18 protein-coding genes and 1 pseudogene are annotated in these 17,465 nt (G+C 69.6%); 9 read left to right on the forward strand and 10 right to left on the reverse strand.

Annotated elements, in window-relative coordinates; all coding sequences use genetic code 11:
- Nucleotides 1-134 precede the first annotated feature (134 nt).
- Entirely contained in the window at nt 135-785 is a 651-nt protein-coding gene (locus ACWD5F_RS21110) for an HAD family hydrolase (RefSeq protein WP_451256263.1), read from the reverse strand.
- A 69-nt stretch (nt 786-854) separates the two neighbouring features.
- Between ACWD5F_RS21110 and ACWD5F_RS21115 the strand changes: the two genes are divergently transcribed.
- Together ACWD5F_RS21115 and ACWD5F_RS21120 are read left to right on the forward strand one after the other, a co-directional pair.
- Nucleotides 855-1,214 carry a hypothetical protein gene (locus tag ACWD5F_RS21115; protein WP_451256265.1) on the forward strand — a complete coding sequence of 120 codons (360 nt, stop codon included), beginning with the start codon at nt 855-857 and terminating at the stop codon, nt 1,212-1,214.
- A 70-nt stretch (nt 1,215-1,284) separates the two neighbouring features.
- Complete coding sequence (locus ACWD5F_RS21120; protein WP_450356813.1) at nt 1,285-1,653, forward strand: hypothetical protein; 369 nt, start codon at nt 1,285-1,287, stop codon at nt 1,651-1,653.
- Nucleotides 1,654-1,660: 7 nt separating this feature from the next.
- Here the strand turns inward: ACWD5F_RS21120 and ACWD5F_RS21125 are convergent, their stop codons facing one another.
- The 3 genes from ACWD5F_RS21125 to ACWD5F_RS21135 form a co-directional block, all read right to left on the reverse strand.
- Complete coding sequence (locus tag ACWD5F_RS21125) at nt 1,661-2,158, reverse strand: GNAT family N-acetyltransferase (protein WP_401725120.1); 498 nt, start codon at nt 2,156-2,158, stop codon at nt 1,661-1,663.
- A gap of 44 nt (nt 2,159-2,202) precedes the next feature.
- Nucleotides 2,203-2,709 (reverse strand): RNA polymerase sigma factor, encoded by a 507-nt coding sequence (locus ACWD5F_RS21130; RefSeq protein WP_451256267.1) that lies wholly within the window; start codon nt 2,707-2,709, stop codon nt 2,203-2,205.
- A 116-nt stretch (nt 2,710-2,825) separates the two neighbouring features.
- Nucleotides 2,826-3,992, reverse strand: a complete 1,167-nt coding sequence (locus tag ACWD5F_RS21135; RefSeq protein WP_451256269.1) for a glycerophosphodiester phosphodiesterase — start codon at nt 3,990-3,992, stop codon at nt 2,826-2,828.
- A 363-nt stretch (nt 3,993-4,355) separates the two neighbouring features.
- Between ACWD5F_RS21135 and ACWD5F_RS21140 the strand changes: the two genes are divergently transcribed.
- Nucleotides 4,356-5,027 (forward strand): lysophospholipid acyltransferase family protein, encoded by a 672-nt coding sequence (locus ACWD5F_RS21140; protein WP_401725111.1) that lies wholly within the window; start codon nt 4,356-4,358, stop codon nt 5,025-5,027.
- A gap of 56 nt (nt 5,028-5,083) precedes the next feature.
- Here ACWD5F_RS21140 and ACWD5F_RS21145 read toward each other — a convergent pair whose 3' ends face one another.
- The 5 genes and pseudogenes from ACWD5F_RS21145 to ACWD5F_RS21165 all read right to left on the reverse strand — a co-directional run bounded on the left by ACWD5F_RS21145 (nt 5,084) and on the right by ACWD5F_RS21165 (nt 11,134).
- On the reverse strand, nt 5,084-6,730 hold the full coding sequence (locus ACWD5F_RS21145; protein WP_451256761.1) for an MFS transporter: 1,647 nt from the start codon (nt 6,728-6,730) through the stop codon (nt 5,084-5,086).
- A pseudogene (locus ACWD5F_RS21150) lies at nt 6,628-7,185 on the reverse strand (TetR/AcrR family transcriptional regulator); the annotation flags it as partial. The gene ACWD5F_RS21145 and the pseudogene ACWD5F_RS21150, both read right to left, overlap by 103 nt.
- 82 nt (nt 7,186-7,267) lie before the next feature.
- Nucleotides 7,268-8,239 carry an aldo/keto reductase gene (locus ACWD5F_RS21155; protein WP_451256272.1) on the reverse strand — a complete coding sequence of 324 codons (972 nt, stop codon included), beginning with the start codon at nt 8,237-8,239 and terminating at the stop codon, nt 7,268-7,270.
- A 154-nt stretch (nt 8,240-8,393) separates the two neighbouring features.
- Nucleotides 8,394-9,827: an argininosuccinate lyase gene (gene argH / locus ACWD5F_RS21160; protein ID WP_451256274.1), complete on the reverse strand. Its 1,434-nt coding sequence runs from the start codon at nt 9,825-9,827 to the stop codon at nt 8,394-8,396.
- Nucleotides 9,828-9,940: 113 nt separating this feature from the next.
- A complete protein-coding gene (locus ACWD5F_RS21165; protein WP_401725098.1) occupies nt 9,941-11,134 on the reverse strand; it encodes an argininosuccinate synthase in 1,194 nt (397 codons plus the stop codon).
- 249 nt (nt 11,135-11,383) lie between these two features.
- On the opposite strand from ACWD5F_RS21165, the gene ACWD5F_RS21170 reads away from it, so the two are divergent.
- The 6 genes from ACWD5F_RS21170 to ACWD5F_RS21195 all read left to right on the forward strand — a co-directional run bounded on the left by ACWD5F_RS21170 (nt 11,384) and on the right by ACWD5F_RS21195 (nt 16,815).
- Nucleotides 11,384-12,277: a hypothetical protein gene (locus ACWD5F_RS21170; protein ID WP_451256276.1), complete on the forward strand. Its 894-nt coding sequence runs from the start codon at nt 11,384-11,386 to the stop codon at nt 12,275-12,277.
- A 135-nt stretch (nt 12,278-12,412) separates the two neighbouring features.
- Nucleotides 12,413-13,000, forward strand: a complete 588-nt coding sequence (locus ACWD5F_RS21175; RefSeq protein ID WP_451256278.1) for a pyridoxamine 5'-phosphate oxidase family protein — start codon at nt 12,413-12,415, stop codon at nt 12,998-13,000.
- A 3-nt stretch (nt 13,001-13,003) separates the two neighbouring features.
- Entirely contained in the window at nt 13,004-13,708 is a 705-nt protein-coding gene (locus ACWD5F_RS21180) for a L,D-transpeptidase family protein (RefSeq protein ID WP_451256279.1), read from the forward strand.
- A 105-nt stretch (nt 13,709-13,813) separates the two neighbouring features.
- A complete protein-coding gene (locus ACWD5F_RS21185) occupies nt 13,814-15,196 on the forward strand; it encodes a ferredoxin reductase family protein (RefSeq protein WP_451256281.1) in 1,383 nt (460 codons plus the stop codon).
- A 28-nt stretch (nt 15,197-15,224) separates the two neighbouring features.
- Nucleotides 15,225-16,022: an FMN-binding protein gene (locus ACWD5F_RS21190; protein ID WP_451256283.1), complete on the forward strand. Its 798-nt coding sequence runs from the start codon at nt 15,225-15,227 to the stop codon at nt 16,020-16,022.
- A gap of 55 nt (nt 16,023-16,077) precedes the next feature.
- Nucleotides 16,078-16,815 carry an FAD:protein FMN transferase gene (locus tag ACWD5F_RS21195; protein WP_451256285.1) on the forward strand — a complete coding sequence of 246 codons (738 nt, stop codon included), beginning with the start codon at nt 16,078-16,080 and terminating at the stop codon, nt 16,813-16,815.
- A 93-nt stretch (nt 16,816-16,908) separates the two neighbouring features.
- On the opposite strand, the gene ACWD5F_RS21200 is transcribed toward ACWD5F_RS21195, so the two are convergent.
- A complete protein-coding gene (locus ACWD5F_RS21200) occupies nt 16,909-17,451 on the reverse strand; it encodes an arginine repressor (protein WP_124002766.1) in 543 nt (180 codons plus the stop codon).
- Nucleotides 17,452-17,465: the final 14 nt, after the last annotated feature.

Here is a 17,465-nt window from a genome sequence, read left to right on the forward strand (position 1 = left end):
CAACGAGCACCGGGCGTCAGGGTCGCCTCGGTCGCAAGGGTGCGGTAGCTCGTCGTGGTCATGTGATCAGTAAAGCAGACGTATGGTCCTTACCAAATGCCGCCGTCCGCATGCTGGACGGCCGCGGACACCTTTCAGCCGCGTACCGAGATCTCCACTCCCCCGGCGCCGACCAGCGCGGACAAGGCCGAGAGGTCGTTCACCACGAGGTCGGCGGAGAGCTCGTGGGCCTGGTGCGTTGTGGTCAACGCCACGGTGGTCATGCCGGCCGCGCGGCCCGCGCGCAGGCCGGCCGGGGCATCCTCGAAGACGACGCAGCGGGCCGGGTCGACGCCGAGTTCGCGGGCCGCGCGGAGGTAGGGCTCGGGGTCGGGCTTGCCGCGGGTGACGTCGTCGGCGGTGATCAGCGTCTTGGGCAGGATGCCGACGGCGTCGAGCCGTGCCTCGGCGAGCGGGCGGGTGGCGGAGGTGACGACGGCCCAGCGCTCGGCGGGCAGGGCGGCGAGGAACGCCCGCGTGCCGGGCAGCAGACGGACGCCTCCGTTGGGCACGTCCTCCACCTCCAGCTGCTCGATCCGCGCGACGGCCGCCGGTACGACGTCGGCGGGCAGCAGGTCGGCGGCTATCTCCGCGGCCGTGCGCCCGTGCAGTTCGACGCTCCCGAACGCCTCGGCGGTGATGCCGTACTCCCGCGCCCAGCGGGCCCAGCAACGGTGTACGGATTCGAGGGAGGAGACGAGCGTGCCGTCGTTGTCGAACAGGAGGGCTTCGGCGTGGATCTTCATGGTCCCGACCCTACGTCGCACGGCGGGGGCGACGGCATCGGGCCTTTTGGCCCGTAATAGGGTCGCGGCATGCTTGATGCCCTGACGCTGGTGACCGGTGTCGCCGCGCTGCTGCTCGCCGCCTGGTGCGGGTGGGCCGCCTACCGCGATCAGCCGACGAAGGACTGGCACTTCATCGGCATGGCCGTGGTGTCGTTCCTGGCCGTGGTCCAGCTGGTGGTCGGGATCGTGCAACTGGCGCGGGGCGAGAAGGCGGAGCAGGGCACGGCGATCTTCGTCGCCTATCTGATCGGCGCGTTCGCGTGCGTCCCGGCGGCCGGGTTCATGTCGCTGGCGGAGCGCACCCGCTGGGGTTCGGTGACGGTCGCCGCCGGCGGTGTGGTGCTGGCCGTCCTCGAAGTGCGGCTCTACGACATCTGGGGAGGGTGAGTTGACCACCGTGGAAGAGAACCTGGACGAGAAGGCCGGACAGCCCGGACGGCTCGTCAGCGGGCCGGGCATGCTGCTCGTCTGGTTCTACGGCGTGATGGTGGTCGGCGCGGTCTCGCGCTCCGTCTACCAGATCGCCACCGAGTTCGACCGGGCACCGCTCGCCTACTCGCTGTCGGCGCTCGCGGGTCTGGTGTACGGCTTCATCACGTACTCGCTGGTCCGCGGCGGCGAACGGGCCCGCAAGGCGGCACAGGTGTGCTGCGCCGCCGAACTCGCGGGTGTGCTGATCGTCGGTACCTGGACGCTGGTCGAGCCCTCGGCCTTCCCGGACGCCACGGTCTGGTCGGACTACGGCATGGGGTACGTCTTCATCCCCGTACTGCTGCCGATCTCCGCGCTGTACTGGCTGCGGAAGAACCGCGCCGTCAAGCCGTAGGAGCGCTTCAGGCGGTGGTGGCGTACGCCTCCGCCTTCTTCTCCAGGACGATCATCGGTACGCCGTCGGCGCCCTGGGACGTGCCGACCGTCTCGTAACCCACCCGGCGATACAGCCGCAGGTTGCCCTCGCTGCGGTGGCCCGTGTGGAGGCGGAACCTCGTGGCGCCGCGCTCCTCGACCAGGGCGCCCTCGGCCGCGCGCAGCAGCCGCGCGCCGATGCCGTGGCCCTGGAGGCGGGGGTGGACACAGAGCTTGCCGATGGCGGCCGAGCCGTCCTCGGTGATCCGGCCGCGCACCGAGCCGACCACTTCCTCGCCGAGCCGGGCCACGTAGACGCAGTCCGCGGCCACCTCCTGACGGACCGAGTCCAGGGTCTGGACGAGCGGGTCGATGCGGTAGTTGCCGTACAGCGCCGCCTCGCTCTGGAAGCTCAGGTACTGGAGCTTGAAAATCTGCTCTGCATCCTGCTCGGTCGCCACCGAGATGGTCACGCTCATGCCCATGTGCGCACGCCTCCCGCTCACCTGATCGCCTGTAGTTCTCACTCCTATCCCCGTGCTTCGGGTGCCGCAACCTCCGGCGCGAGCAAACGACGGAGACATCCAAGACATCTGGAGCGTTCCGGGCCGAGACTTCCCTGTGAGATACCCAACTCCCCGGCAATTTCCCGGTATGTCAGGTCTTTCGGGGAGAGCAGGGCCTCCAGCAACCGGGGGCAGCGGCCGGGCAGCCGGCGCACGGCGTCACGCAGGTCACGGTGGCGGGCCGAGGTGAGGGCGAGGTGCTCGGGGTCGCGAGCGGCTTCGTCGGCCGGTTCGGTCTCGTACGGTCGTTCGATGCGGTGCGTGCGACGGGTGCGGCGGACCTCGGAGCGGACGGCCCGGCGCAGCCAGCCCTGCGGGTCGCGGGGCGGGCCGTCGGAGTCGAGGCGCTCCAGGAGGCGGAGCCAGACGGCCTGTTCCAGGTCGCCCGGCTCGGTTCCGGAGGCATATGCCTCGGCCGAGGCCTCGGCGGCGAGCAGTGGGCGCAGGGTGGCTACGAGGTTGTGCGTCATATGCGGCACGACGCGGCCGCCCGGGCGATGGGTTGCCCGGGCGGCCGACTGTCACCCCAATCGGGGCTTTGTGCTCAGCTGTTGACGAGTGGCGGAGCCATGGCTCAGCCGCCGGTTCAGCGCTTGAGGAAGTCCGCGCGGGCCAGCAGACCGGTGTCGGCGTTGTCGGTGAAGACGCCGTCGATGCCGGTGGCGAAGTAGCGCTTGAAGGCGCCGAACGCGTCGCCGTAGGCGTCCACGGCTGTGCCCTTGCGGTACTCCAGCGGCAGGAAGGGGTTCTCGTTGCGCATGGTGTAGGGGTGCAGGATCAGGCCCGCCTTGTGCGCGTCGGCGACCAGGGTGGTCTCCTTGTTCAGGCTGCCGTCGGCGTTCTTCGTGATGATCAGGTCGAGCGTCGGACCCAGGCCCTGCGCGTACGTCGCGATCTCGCGCAGGCCCTTCGGCGTGACCAGGTCGTCGGTGGTGCGCGGGTCGCCCAGGTCGATGAAGTCGAAGGGGCGGGTGCCCGTGCCGGACAGCAGCACCGCCAGGTTGTTGTCGACCAGCTTGCTGATCTTCTGGATGCTGGTCGGCTCGAAGGACTGGATGAGGACCGGCGAGTTCCTGCGGTCCTTGCCGTGCTTGCGCAGGGCCTTCGCGAGCAGCTTCTCCATCTCGAAGCCGCGCTTGCGGAAGTAGGTGGGGTGCTTCATCTCGGGGTAGATGAAGACCTGCTTGCCGCGCTTACGGGTCTGCTCGTCCTGCCACTTGAGCACCTCTTCGAAGGTGGGGATCTCCCAGCGGCCGTTGTAGAGCGTGTTGTGCGGGCGGTTGGCCGGAATGCGCTCGATCGCGCGCAGGGTCTTCAGCTCGGCGAGCGTGAAGTCCTCGGTGAACCAGCCGGTGGTGGAGACGCCGTCCAGCGACTTGGTGGTCTTGCGGGAGGCGAACTCGGGGTGGTCGGCGACGTTCGTGGTGCCGCCGATCTCCGGCTCGTGCCGGCAGACCAGGTGACCGTCCTTGGTGGGGACCAGGTCACCGGCCTCGACGATGTCGGCGCCCATGTCCAGGGCCAGGTCGTACGAGCCGAAGGTGTGCTCGGGACGGTAGCCGCTGGTGCCCCGGTGGCCGATGATCGTCGGCTTGGGCAGGCTGCTCAGTCCGCCGCCGTGGCCGTGCCCGGCACCCGCCGCGCTCGCCGTGCCGGACAGACCGAGTACGGCCCCGCCCGCGCCGAGTACCGCCGCACCGAGGAGCGCCCGTCGCCCGGTACCGCCTGACTGCTCGTTCTCCTGCGCTCCCATGAGCGACTCCCCTGACCTCGGCTTGATCTAGTTGTCTCGGCGCCGATCGTAGGGTCGTGGACATGACGCGAGGGAGACCTCGGCCGGAACACGCGGGTGACTCGGGATGTCGTATCAGGAGACGCCGCCGGGATCGTCGGGGATCGCCCGCATAGGAATCTCCGTTCGAGGTACGCGACCTCCGTCACATCGTTCCGGGGCGGTTACCGACTGCCAACGGGGCGCCACCGCAGGTAAACGCGGGTCAACAGTGCGTAAGACCTCGGTGAACCCGCGGTCCCCGATGTGCACGACCGGTCGAACCGCGAGTATCGTCCCGACCTGCACAGACTCATATCGAATCCCTTGACACCGGAGGGCCCGTTGTCCCGCTTCGCGCTCATCAAGGCACTGCTCGGACCGATCATGCGCCTGATGTTCCGCCCACAGGTGGAGGGCGTGGAGCACATCCCGGGCGACGGTCCCGTCATCCTGGCCGGAAACCACCTCACGTTCATCGACTCGATGATCCTTCCGCTGGTCTGCGACCGGCAGGTGCTCTTCATCGGCAAGGACGAGTACGTCACCGGGAAGGGCTTCAAGGGCCGCCTGATGGCCTGGTTCTTCACCGGCGTCGGCATGATCCCGGTGGACCGGGACGGTGCCAACGGTGGTGTGGCGGCGTTGATGACCGGGCGCCGGGTCCTGGAGGAGGGCAAGGTCTTCGGGATCTATCCCGAGGGCACGCGGTCGCCCGACGGCCGGCTGTACCGGGGCCGCACGGGCATCGCCCGGCTCACGATGATGACGGGCGCGCCCGTGGTCCCGTTCGCGATGATCGGCACGGACAAGTTGCAGCCGGGGGGTGCGGGGATTCCCCGCCCTGGGCGGGTCACTGTTCGGTTCGGTGAGGCGCTGGAGTTCTCCCGGTACGAGGGGATGGACCGGGATCGGTATGTACTGCGGGCTGTCACCGACTCTGTGATGACCGAGGTCATGCGGTTGTCCGGGCAGGAGTACGTGGACATGTACGCCACGAAGGCCAAGGCGGCGTAGCGGTTCGTTTTCGGGTGCGGCTGCGCTGTGGTTGCTCGCGCAGTTCCCCGCGCCCCTTACGGGGCGCTCTCCAACCGTTGGTCTCGCAGCATGAACCATGCTGCAACTGCCGTTGCCAGTAGGACGATTGCGCCCACCCCGGATGCCAGGCCGAGGCCGTCGACGAAGGCTTCTCTGGCTGACGTCAGCATTTCCTGAGCCGTCTGGGTCGGCATGCTGTTCGCCGCGTCCACCGCTCCGCCCAGCGACTCGTGCGCCCCTTCCGGCGTGCCCGCCGGAGACGCGAAGCCCCGGTAGACGCCGGTCACGATCGAGCCCAGAACCGCGATTCCGAGGGCCGCGCCCAGTTCGTACGCCGTCTCCGAGACCGCTGATGCCGCGCCCGCCTGCTCCTTCGGTACGGAGGAGAGGATGACGTCGGCGGTCACCGTGAAGGAGAAGCCGGCGCCGACACCCACCACCAGCAGCGCGGCACCGAGGATCGGGTAGCCGGTCGACTGGCCCAGCGTCGTCAGTACGGCGAGCGCCAGACCCACCGCCGCCAGGCCGCCGGCGACGACCGAGCGGACCGAGAAGCGCCGGGCCGCGCGACCCGCGATCAGGCCCGCCGCCACCGCGCCCACCGCCGCGGGGATTTCGGCCAGGCCCGCCTCGAACGGGCCCCTGCCCTGGACCAGTTGCAGGTACTGGGAGAGGAAGAACACCAACCCGGACAGGCCGAGGATGGTCAGCAGGTCGGCCAGGACCGCCGCGCTGAAGCCGCGGTTGCGGAACAGGCGCATGTCCAACAGGGGCGACGGGAGCGTGAGTTGGCGGCGCACGAACCAGTACAGGGCCGCCAAGCCCACCGCACCCGCCGCGAGCGAGTGCACCTCGAAGCCGTGTGTCGCCGCCTCCTTGACCGCGTAGACGACACCGATCACGCCGACCAGGGACAGCACGACGCTGATCATGTCCCACGGCCCGGGGTTCGGGTTCTTCGACTCGGGGAGCATCTTGACGCCGACCAGGACGAGGACCGCCATCACGGGCAGGTTGATGAGGAAGACCGAGCCCCACCAGAAGTGTTCCAGCAGGAAGCCTCCCGCGACGGGGCCGACTGCCGTACCGGCGGAGGCCGTTGCGCCCCAGATACCGACCGCCAGGCTGCGCTCGCGCGGGTCGTGGAAGAGGTTGCGGATCAGGGCCAGGGTGGCCGGCATGAGGGTCGCGCCCGCGACGCCGAGCAGGGCGCGGGCGAGGATCATCAACTCCGGTGTGGACGCGTAGGCGTTGAGGACCGATATCGCGCCGAAGGCGGTGGCGCCGAGAAGAAGGATGCGCTTGCGGCCGATGCGGTCGCCGAGGCTGCCCATGGAGACCAGGAGGCCGGCGATCACGAAGGAGTAGACGTCGCCGATCCAGAGGAGTTGGGTGCCGGACGGCTTCAGGTCCTCGCTGATGTAGGGGGTCGCGAGGCCGAGGACGGTCGCGTCGACGGCCACCAGCAGCACGGCGAGCACGAGGACGGACAGCGCGAGCCAGCGGCCCGGGCGCTTCACCGCCTCGGTCGTGGACGCCGACTGCAGGGTGCTGGTCATGATTCCTCTCTCCGTGTCTCGTCTCTGCGTGTTTCGTCTCTGCGCAGTGCGCCGCCGAGCAGCAGCTCGGCGATCATGCGGGTGAAGTCCTTGGGGGCGCCCTTGCCGCTCTGCACCATCCAGGCACCGGAGGCCAGCAGGCCGAACAGCGCCTCGGTGAGCCAGGCGGGCGTGAGGTCGATGCGGAACTCGCCGTTGTGCTGGCCGCGCCGGAACAGTGCGGTGATGCGGTCGTCGATCCGGGCCCAGCCCACGTGCTGTTCCTCGCCCTCGAACAACTGGTTCTCGGTGTAGAGGAAGGCGAGCAGACCGGCGGCCGGTTCGACCTCGCGGACGAGCCGTCGTACGGCGTCCTCGGCGGGGCCCTCGTCCAGCCGCGCCGCCTCCAGCGCGGTCTCGCACTCGGCGATGCCGAGCGCCTCCAGCGCCCGTACGAGCGCGTCGCGGCCCGCGAACTGGCGGTGCAGCGTGGCCCGGCTGATCCCGGCCGCCTTGGCGACCTCGTCCATGGTCGCGGTGGATTTACGGGTCAGCAGAGCCGCGGCGGCGCGGAGTACGTGGTCGCGATCGAGAGCCATGAGACAACAGTAACCCATGTGAGACATGGATGTCTCACCACAGGCATAGTCGTCTCATGGGCGGGTGGTCATCAGGGGTTTCTCAGTGCCAGGGCAGCTGCGCGCGCTTCTCCCAGTACGTCTGCGGGTCCTCGACCAGCGCGGCAAGGCGGGCCACCTGGTTCTCGTCCAGGTCCACGACGGCCGCGTGCAGGTTGGAGGCGAGCTGGCCCACGGTCGCGGCGCCGGAGAGGACCACGCCGGCCCAGGGCTCGCGCAGGACCAGGGCCAGGGCGACCGCGTCCGTGCCGAGGGCTGTCTCCTGAGCCACGGCCTTCAGCGCGTCCGGCGCGTACGGCTCCGCCAGCCTTCCGTTGGCCATGCCCTCCTTGACGATCACCGTGAGACCGGCGTCGTGCGCCTCGGCGAGGGCGGGGCCCGCCGAGGTCTCCAGGGCGTTGTACGTCGACTGGACGGTACGGAAGAGGGGCTCGCCGTCGACCGTCACCGCGAGGGCGGCCCGGATGGCGTCCGCCTGGGCGGGGCCGCTGGTGGAGAAGCCGATGGTGGTGCCCTGGGTGGCGGCCTCCGCCAGCTTGGCGTGCAGTTCCTTGTCCGTGAGGGCCGGGCTGTCCGGGGTCACGGAGTGGATCTGGTAAAGGTCCAGGCGGTCGCCGAGCAGCTCGGCGGTTTCACCGCGCTGGCGGTCGTAGGTCTGGACGGTGTGGTCCTTGACCTCGTGCTTCTCGGCGTCGGTGGTCCAGCCGGCGGTGTAGGTGTAGCCCCACTTGCTGCCGACGACCACGTCGTCGATGTCGGGCCTCGCGTGCAGCCAGTCGGCGAGGAACTCCTCGCTGCGGCCGTAGGAGCGGGCGGCGTCGAAGTAGCGGACGCCTTGCGCGTACGCGGCGTCGAGGAGTTCGTGGGTGCGGGTGCGGAGCGTTTCGACGCTGCGGTTCTCTCCGAGGTCTTCTTCTCGGCCCAGGTTGATGTAGCCGGGGCGACCTACTGCGGCGAGGCCCAAGCCGATGTGGCAGGTGGGGGTTGTTGCTGTGGCCAGTCGGGCGAAGGGCATCGCGGGCTCCGTATGGTCGGCTCCGGTACGGCTTCCGACCAACGTAACCCGCGATGACCTTCGCTTCAGAGCTCGGGGGGTTGTGGTGGTTTGGCGGGTGCGGGTGCGTCGTGGCTCGTCGCGCAGTTCCCCGCGCCCCTGAAAGACCCTGCCCCTACCGCTTGTCTTTGGCTGTGGCCCATTCCTGCTGGGCCGCCAAGTCCCGCTTCACCTCTGCCAGTTGGATCGCCACCGCGCTCGGGGCCGTGCCGCCGCGGCCGTTACGCGACGCCAAGGCGCCCGGCACGTTCAGGACCGTCCGGACCTCCGGGGTCAGGTGGGCGGAGATTTTCGCGAACTGTTCGTCCGTCAGGCCGTCCAGTTCGATGCCCTCGGCCTCCGCGACCTTGACGCACTCGCCCGCGACCTCGTGCGCCACCCGGAACGGGACGCCTTGCTTGACCAGCCACTCGGCGATGTCGGTGGCCAGGGAGAAGCCGGCCGGGGCCAGTTCCTCCATGCGGTCCCGGTGGACCGTGAGGGTGGCCATCATGCCGGTGAACGCCGGGAGCAGGACCTCGAGTTGGTCGATGGAGTCGAAGACCGGCTCCTTGTCCTCCTGGAGGTCGCGGTTGTACGCGAGAGGCAGCGCCTTGAGCGTCGCCATCAGGCCCGTCAGGTTGCCGATCAGGCGGCCCGACTTGCCTCGCGCCAGTTCCGCGATGTCGGGGTTCTTCTTCTGCGGCATGATCGACGAGCCCGTGGAGAAGGCGTCGTGCAGGGTGACGAAGGAGAACTCCTTCGTGTTCCAGATGATGACCTCCTCGGCGATCCGGGAGAGGTTCACACCGATCATCGCCGTGATGAACGCGAACTCGGCGACGAAGTCGCGGGACGCCGTGCCGTCGATCGAGTTGGCGACCGAGCCGTGCTCGAAGCCGAGGTCCTTCGCCACCGACTCCGGGTCCAGGCCCAGGGACGAGCCCGCCAGGGCGCCGGAGCCGTACGGGGAGACGGCGGTGCGCTCGTCCCACTGGCGCAGGCGTTCCGCGTCCCGGGACAGGGGCTGGACGTGGGCCAGGACATGGTGGGCGAACAGGACCGGCTGGGCGTGCTGGAGGTGGGTGCGGCCGGGCATCGCCACGTCCGGGTGGGCCTCCGCGAGGCCGATCAGCGCGTCCTGGAGGTCGGCGATCAGGCCGCCGATCGTCCGGGCGCGGTCCCGCAGGTACATGCGGAAGAGGGTGGCGACCTGGTCGTTGCGTGAGCGGCCGGCGCGGAGCTTGCCGCCGAGGTCGGGGCCGAGGATCTCCAACAGGCCGCGTTCCAGGGCCGTATGGACGTCCTCGTCGGCGATCGTGCCGACCAGAGTGCCGTCGGCGACGTTCGCCGCGAGCTGGTCGAGGCCCGCCAGCATGCGGGTCAGCTCGTCGTCCGTGAGGAGGTGCGCCTTGTGCAGCACGCGCGCGTGGGCTCGGGAACCGGCGATGTCGTAGGGCGCGAGCCGCCAGTCGAAGTGGACGGACGCGGACAGCTTCGCCAGGGCCTCGGCGGGACCGTCGGCGAAACGGCCGCCCCAGAGCCGTACGTCACCGCTGTTGCTGCTCACTTGCTCGTACTCCTCGGAAGGGGTGGGAAAGGGGGTGGATGTGCCACCGCCTCCCCACCTTTTCAGGTGAGGAGGCGGCTGTCAGGTCAGCGTGCGCGAGGCACCCGCGGGGGTTACGCCAGGTCCCGCTTGGCGGCGATCTTCGACGACAGGCTGTAGATGTCGATGAAGCCCTTGGCCGCGGCCTGGTCGAAGGTGTCGCCGGTGTCGTAGGTGGCGAGGTTGAAGTCGTACAGGGACGACTCGGAGCGCCGGCCGGTGACGACCGCGCGGCCGCCGTGCAGGGTGAGGCGGATGTCGCCGTTGACGTGCTGGCTGGCCTCGTCGATGAAGCCGTCGAGGGCGCGCTTGAGCGGGGAGAACCACTGGCCGTCGTAGACCAGTTCGCCCCAGCGCTGCTCGACCTGCCGCTTGTAGCGGGCGAGTTCGCGCTCGACGGTGACGTTCTCCAGCTCCTGGTGGGCGGTGATCAGGGCGATCGCGCCCGGAGCCTCGTACACCTCACGGGACTTGATGCCGACCAGGCGGTCCTCGACCATGTCGATCCGGCCGATACCCTGGGCGCCGGCGCGCTCGTTGAGCTGTTGGATGGCCTGGAGGACGGTGACGGGCTTGCCGTCGAGGGCGACCGGGACGCCCGCCTTGAAGGTGATGACCACCTCGTCGGCGTCCCGCTGGACCGCCGGGTTCTGGGTGTACTCGTAGATGTCCTCGATCGGGGCGTTCCAGATGTCCTCCAGGAAGCCCGTCTCGACGGCGCGCCCGAAGACGTTCTGGTCGATGGAGTACGGGGACTTCTTGGTGGTCGCGATCGGGAGGTTCTTGGCCTCGCAGAACGCGATCGCCTTGTCACGGGTCATCGCGTAGTCGCGGACCGGGGCGATGCACTTGAGGTCGGGGGCGAGGGCGACGATGCCGGCCTCGAAGCGGACCTGGTCGTTGCCCTTGCCGGTGCAGCCGTGGGCGACCGTGGTGGCGCCGTGCTTGTGGGCGGCGGCGACCAGGTGCTTGACGATCGTCGGCCGGGAGAGCGCGGAGACCAGCGGGTAGCGGTCCATGTAGAGGGCGTTGGCCTTGATCGCCGGGAGGCAGTACTCCTCGGCGAACTCGTCCTTGGCGTCGGCCACTTCGGCCTCGACCGCACCGCACGCGAGGGCGCGCTTGCGGATGACGTCCAGGTCCTCGCCACCCTGGCCGACGTCGACCGCAACGGCGATGACCTCGGCGCCCGTCTCCTCGGCGATCCAGCCGATGGCGACGGAGGTGTCCAATCCGCCTGAGTAGGCGAGTACGACGCGCTCGGTCACGGGTTTCTCCTCACAGTGCATTCGCTGACATGCATGAGTATGCAGCACTCTGCATGGTTCGTCAATCCGGGGTGCGAGAGACGGTCGGCCAAGGGCCGGGTCGGCACGCCGACGGGATACCCGGCCGGGAATTTTGCAACTTCCTTGAACATCAGAAACCGCTTGCCCGTACCTCTCGCCGAACGCAGGCGCCGCGTTTGTAAACACCGAACACCCCCGACACACCCCCGACTTGAGTGAGGCATCCCCATGTCCAGGGCTCTTCCGAAGTACAACAAGCGCCGCGTCGCGTTCATCGGCGGTGCTGCCGCGCTGGTGCTGTCCGGCGCGGTGATCGCCGGTTCCGCACTGGCCGGGGAGTCGTCCAAGAGCAACGGGAACACCGCCCGGACGCTGGCCGACCCGGGCACGATCGCCTGCCCGGACGTCGCGTCCCAGCTGCCGGAGATCCCGGCGTCCGCGCAGGCCGAGGTCGACCGCAACCTCGCCCTCCTCCAGACCCAGATCGACGAAGCCAACAAGCGTCTCGTCGACACCGTCGGACAGGGCGGCGCCAACTTCGTCCAGAACGCCATCCTCGGCCCGCTGGAGGACAAGCGGATCGCCACCGTCAACCGCATCGCCACCGCGATCGGCCGCACCGCCGAGAAGCCGACCGGACTGGACGCGCTGGCGCCCTGCACCCTGAACGCCGGGGGCGTCGCCGACACCGGTGGCGACACGGGCACGGGTGAGGACACGGGCGCCGGTGACGACGTCTCCGCCGCGCCCGGCGAGACGGCCGCTGCGGCGGAGGGTGCCGAGGGCGCGACCGGTGCGGGTGACGCGGCCGGCGGCGAGAACACCGGCGTCGGCACGATCAGCTGCCCGGACGTCGCCTCGCAGCTGCCGGAGATCCCGGCGTCCGCGCAGGCCGAGGTCGACCGCAACCTCGCCCTTCTCCAGACCCAGATCGACGAAGCCAACAAGCGCCTCGTCGACACCGTCGGACAGGGCGGCGCCAACTTCGTCCAGAACGCCATCCTGGGCCCGTTGGCGGACAAGCGGACCTCGACCATCGACCGCATCGCCATCTCCATCGGCCGCACGGCCGAGAAGCCGGCCGGACTGGACTCCCTGGCCGCCTGCACGCTCACCCAGTGACGTGACAGGCGCTGTGGCCGCCCCGAGTGAGCGCCGGCCGGGGTGGCCACGGCGGGGTCCGTACGCGTCGCGTGTCGCATACGGACCCGACAATTCCTTAGACAGTCGAAAGAATTGCGTTCATAATCGGCTGACGTGGGAAAGACATACGAACGCATAGACGGCAGACTGCGCGCGTTCATCGAGGCGCAGCCCCTCTTCTTCACCGCGACCGCTCCCCTGTCCGGCGACGGGACGGTCAACCTCTCCCCCAAGGGCCTCAAGGGTTCCTTCGTGGTGCTCGACGAGCTCACGGTGGCCTATCTGGACTTCGCCGGGTCCAACGCGGAGACGATCGCGCACCTGCGCGAGAACGGCCGGATCACCCTGATGTGGTGCGCCTTCCAGGGCCCGCCGAACATCGTGCGGGTGCACGGCCGCGGCGAACCGGTCTTCCGGGACGACCCCCGCTTCAAGGAACTCCTCACCCACTTCCCGGACATCGACCCGACCCAGCACGGGCTGCGTGCGGTCATCGTCGTGACGGCCGAACTCGTCCGGGACAGCTGCGGATACGCGGTGCCCTACATGTCGTACGACGAGGACCGTGATCTGCACCGCAAGCGGTTCGCGCGCGAGGACGACGACTCGCTCAGCGCGTACTTCACCAAGAAGGACCACATCGCCACGAGCCTGGATGGCCTACCCGGGCTGCCGTTGCCGCTGCCGCCCTCTACGGTCTGAGCCATGCGCTCAGCTCTCGCCGCCGGTTCCCTGGTCTCCGCCTCCCTTCTCGTGCTCGGCGCCGCGGCGCCCGACGCCGCCCCGCCGCTGCCGGCCCGGATGGCCGACACCGGGGGCGGCAGCCAGCTGATCACCGCCGTCGCCTCCTCGACCGGGTCCACCACCGGGACGGTGACGTGGTGGGACCTGCGCAACGGGCAGTGGGTGAAGGCCGGTTCGGCCGCGGCCCGGTTCGGCGCGAAGGGGCTCGTCGAGGGCACCGCCCGCAAGCAGGGCACGAACACGACACCCACCGGGCTGTACGACCTCCCCTTCGCCTTCGGCATCAAGGCCGCGCCGGGCGGCACGCGCTACAAGTACCGTGCCGTGCACGCGAGTTCCTGGTGGTGCGAGGACAACTCCTCGGTCTTCTACAACCGTTGGACCGAGCCCCGCCCGAAGGACTGCCGCGCCTCGGAGTCCGAGCAACTCGCCTCCTACACCACGCAGTACGCCTACGCGCTCGTCGTCGGCTTCAACTACCACCAGCGGGTGCGGGGTCGCGGTGCCGGGATCTTCCTCCACGTCAACGGGCGTGGGGCGACGGCCGGTTGCGTGTCGGTGTCCGACGACGCGATGCGCGCGATCCTCACCTGGGTGCGGCCCTGGAGCGAGCCGCACATCGCGATCGGCACGACGGGCGGGAGCACGGGGATCACTCGCTACTGAGTCGTAGGAGACTCCGGTCACGGCTGAACACACAGGCGTCACGGCACGTATCTCAGGGCCAAGGGACCCCACGCCTACCCCCTTGCCCCCGTTCCCGGAGGAAACGTGACCACCACGCTCGCAGGCGGCCGTGCCGCCCGCCGCCAGACGATGCGCCGCATCCGTCCGCGCCGCTCCCCGGCGACCGTCCTGTTGCTCGCGGTCTTCGCGGGCGCGGTCGGCGTGCTGTGGCTGTGGTGGCACAACACACCGTCGATCGCCGACAACAACAGCAAGATCCTCAACGCGGGCCGGATCACCGGTCTGCTGGCCGGCTACCTGATGGCTCTCGTCGTCCTTCAGATGGCCCGGGTACCCGCCCTGGAACGCCGGGTGGGTTCGGACCGGGTGGCCCGCTGGCACGCGATGTCCGGCCGCTACACGGTCTGCCTGGTGATCGCGCACGTGTTCCTCACGATGTGGGGCTACGCGCTGCAGGCCGGCAAGTCGCTCGGCGACATCGTCCAGCAGACGATCGACTCCGTGAACCAGCTGCCTGACATGGGCAAGGCCGCCATCGGCACCGGCCTGCTGTTCTTCATCGGCCTGATCTCGGTCGGCGGAATCCGCAAGCTGATCCCGTACGACACCTGGTACCACGTCCACCTGCTGACGTACGCGGCGGTCTTCCTGACCTTCTGGCACCAGATCTCCACCGGCAACGACTTCGCCGTCGAGCCGACCGCCAAGACCTTCTGGTACGTGCTCTACGGGGCGGTCACCGCGCTTGTCCTCTGGTACCGCATCCTCGCCCCGATCCGGCTCAACTTCCGCCACCGCATGCGCGTCGAGGCGGTCATCGAGGAGACGCCGGGCATCGTGTCGGTGCTCATCAGCGGGCGCAAGCTGCACCGGATGGGCGCGCAGGCGGGGCAGTTCTTCCGCTGGCGGTTCCTGGCGCCGGGCATGCGGTTCTCCTCCCACCCGTACTCGCTGTCGGCGGCGCCCCGCCCCGACATGCTGCGGATCACGGTGAAGGCGATCGGCGACCACAGCGCGCGGCTGCGCGAGCTGACGCCCGGCACCAAGGTGTGGGCCGAGGGTCCCTACGGCGCGCTGACCGCCCAGCGTCGCAGCCGCGGCAAGGTGCTGCTGGTCGCGGGCGGGGTCGGCATCACGCCGATGCGGGCGCTGTTCGAGACGCTGCCCGGCGCCTCCGGCGACATCACGCTGCTGTACCGGGCCAACACCACCCAGGACCTGGCCCTGTGGGACGAGCTGGCCGCCATCGCCAACGACCGCGGCGCCCGCCTGATGTACGCGGTCAACAGCCCGGACGGCGAGCGCCCCGACATCTCGGCGGAGCGGCTCAGGCAGAAGCTGCCGGACATCGACAACCACGACGTGTTCATGTGCGGCCCGCCCGGGTTCGCGCAGTCCGTGTACGAAGCACTGCGCGGCGCGGGAGTGCCCGCCCGCCGCATCCATCACGAGTCGTTCGAGATGTGAGCGACGGGACTTCAGGAGCTTTGAACCGATGAGGAAGAGTCATCCCATCCGGCGTGTCGTGCTGGCCACCGCCGCCACCGTCTCGGGCGTGGTGCTGCTGCTGTCGCTGAAGCCGGCGTCCGACCCGGGCGCCGCGGCGGCCGGCGTGGTGCCGCAGCAGACGGTGGGAGCCCAGGAGTCGCCCCAGGGCGGCGCCGCGGCCACCGGCACGGGCACCGTCGACGGGAACCCGGCCCAGACCGAGTACGGCGTCGTCCAGGTACGGCTCACCGTCGCAGGCGGCAAGATCACCAAGGCCGAGGCGATCCAGGCCCCCAAGGGCGGCACCAGCGACCAGAAGACCGCGCTGGCCATCCCGAAGCTCAACCAGGAGGCCGTCGCCGCCCAGAGCGCGGACATCGACTCGGTGTCCAGTGCCACGTACACGAGCGGCGGTTACAAGCAGTCCCTGCAGTCGGCCATCGACAAGATGAAGGCGGCCGGCAACGCGCAGGGCGGCGGTACGGGGTCCTCCCCCGGCGCCGGCTCGGGCTCCGACTCCGGCTCCACGCAGGCGAAGACGGTGACGGGCGCCGTCGCGCAGACGATGTACGGCGCGGTCCAGGTCCGTATCACCGTCAGCAACGGCAAGATCACCAAGGCCGAGGCGGTGCAGGCGCCCAAGGGCGGCACCAGCGACCAGAAGACGGCGCTGGCCATCCCGAAGCTGAACCAGGAAGCCGTCGCCAAGGGCAGCGCGGACATCGACTCGGTCTCGACCGCCACGTACACGAGCGCGGGCTACAAGCAGTCCCTGCAGTCGGCGCTGGACCAGGCCGGTGGCTGAGGCGGTGGCCGAATCGGCAGAAGCTCCCGCCGCGGTACGTCATGCGGAGGAGGTCATGGGGACCGTCTTCTCCTTCGACGTCCGCGGTGGGGAGCCCGGTGCGGTGCGCGCGGCGCTGGAGGAGGCCGTCGCCGGACTGCACCGGGTCGACGAGGTGTTCAGCACCTACCGCGACGACAGTCAGATCTCCCGGCTGGCGCGCGCTGAACTGACCCTCGCGGAGTGCGACCCCGAGGTCGCCGAGGTCCTCGAACTGGGCGCGGAGGCCGAGCGGTTGAGCGACGGCTGGTTCAGCACGACGTACCAGGGCCGGCTCGACCCGACCGGCATCGTCAAGGGCTGGTCCGCGGAACGCGCGGCCCGCCTCATACGGGCGGCCGGCGCGACGGGCGTCAGCGTCAACGGCGGCGGCGACGTCCAGCTCCTCGGCGTCCCCGGCCCCCAACGCCCCTGGCGCGTAGGCGTGTCGGACCCGATCCGCCCCGGCGGCCTCGCGGCGGTCATCTCGGCCGCGGGCATGGACGAACTGGCGGTCGCGACGTCGGGCACGGCGGAACGCGGCACGCACATAGTCGACCCCAGCACGGGCCGCTCCGCGATCTCGGACCTGGTGGCGGTAACGGTGGTCGCCCCCCAACTGACGTGGGCGGACTGCTGGGCGACGGCGGCTTTCGCGATGGGTTCGAGGCAGGGCCTGCGCTGGCTGGAGTCGTTGCCGGACGTAGAGGCCCTGCTGATAACGGCGGGCGACGAGGTCAGATGCACAGGAGGCCTGGCATCCCGACTGGGCTAGGTGGAGTCACCTAGGGGCGCGGGGCTGTATCGATGTGCGGCTCCGCCGCGTGGGCGCGAGCAACCACTGACGGCCCGCACCCGACGAACCACCTCAATGCCCGTTCTGAGCCAACCGCAACAAATGCTCGGCCAGCGCCTGACCCCCCGTAGCCTCCCGGCTGATCAAGAGCAACGTGTCATCACCGGCGATGGTCCCCAAGATGTCATGCAGCTCGGCCTGATCGATCGCCGACGCCAAGAACTGCGCAGCACCCGGCGGCGTCCGCAACACAACAAGGTTCGCCGAAGCCTCCGCAGAGATCAGCAGCTCGGAAGAGAGCCGCCGCATCCGCTCCTCCTTCGCCGACTCCCCCAACGGCGCCCGGGGCGTGCGAAAACCGCCCTCACTGGGCACCGCGTAGATGAGATCGCCCTCGGTGTTACGGATCTTCACCGCGTTCAACTCGTCGAGATCCCGGGACAACGTCGCCTGAGTGACCGTCAGCCCGTCATCCGCCAGCAGCTTCGCCAGTTGGCTCTGCGACCGCACCGCCTGCCGATTGAGGATGTCCACGATCCGCCGATGCCGCGCGGTCCGCGTCTGCGGCACGGCGGGCCCGGCATGCTGTACGTCGTCGTCCTGCGCCTGACTCATCGTCGTCGTCTCAT

The organism is Streptomyces sp. NPDC002499 (assembly GCF_053595415.1).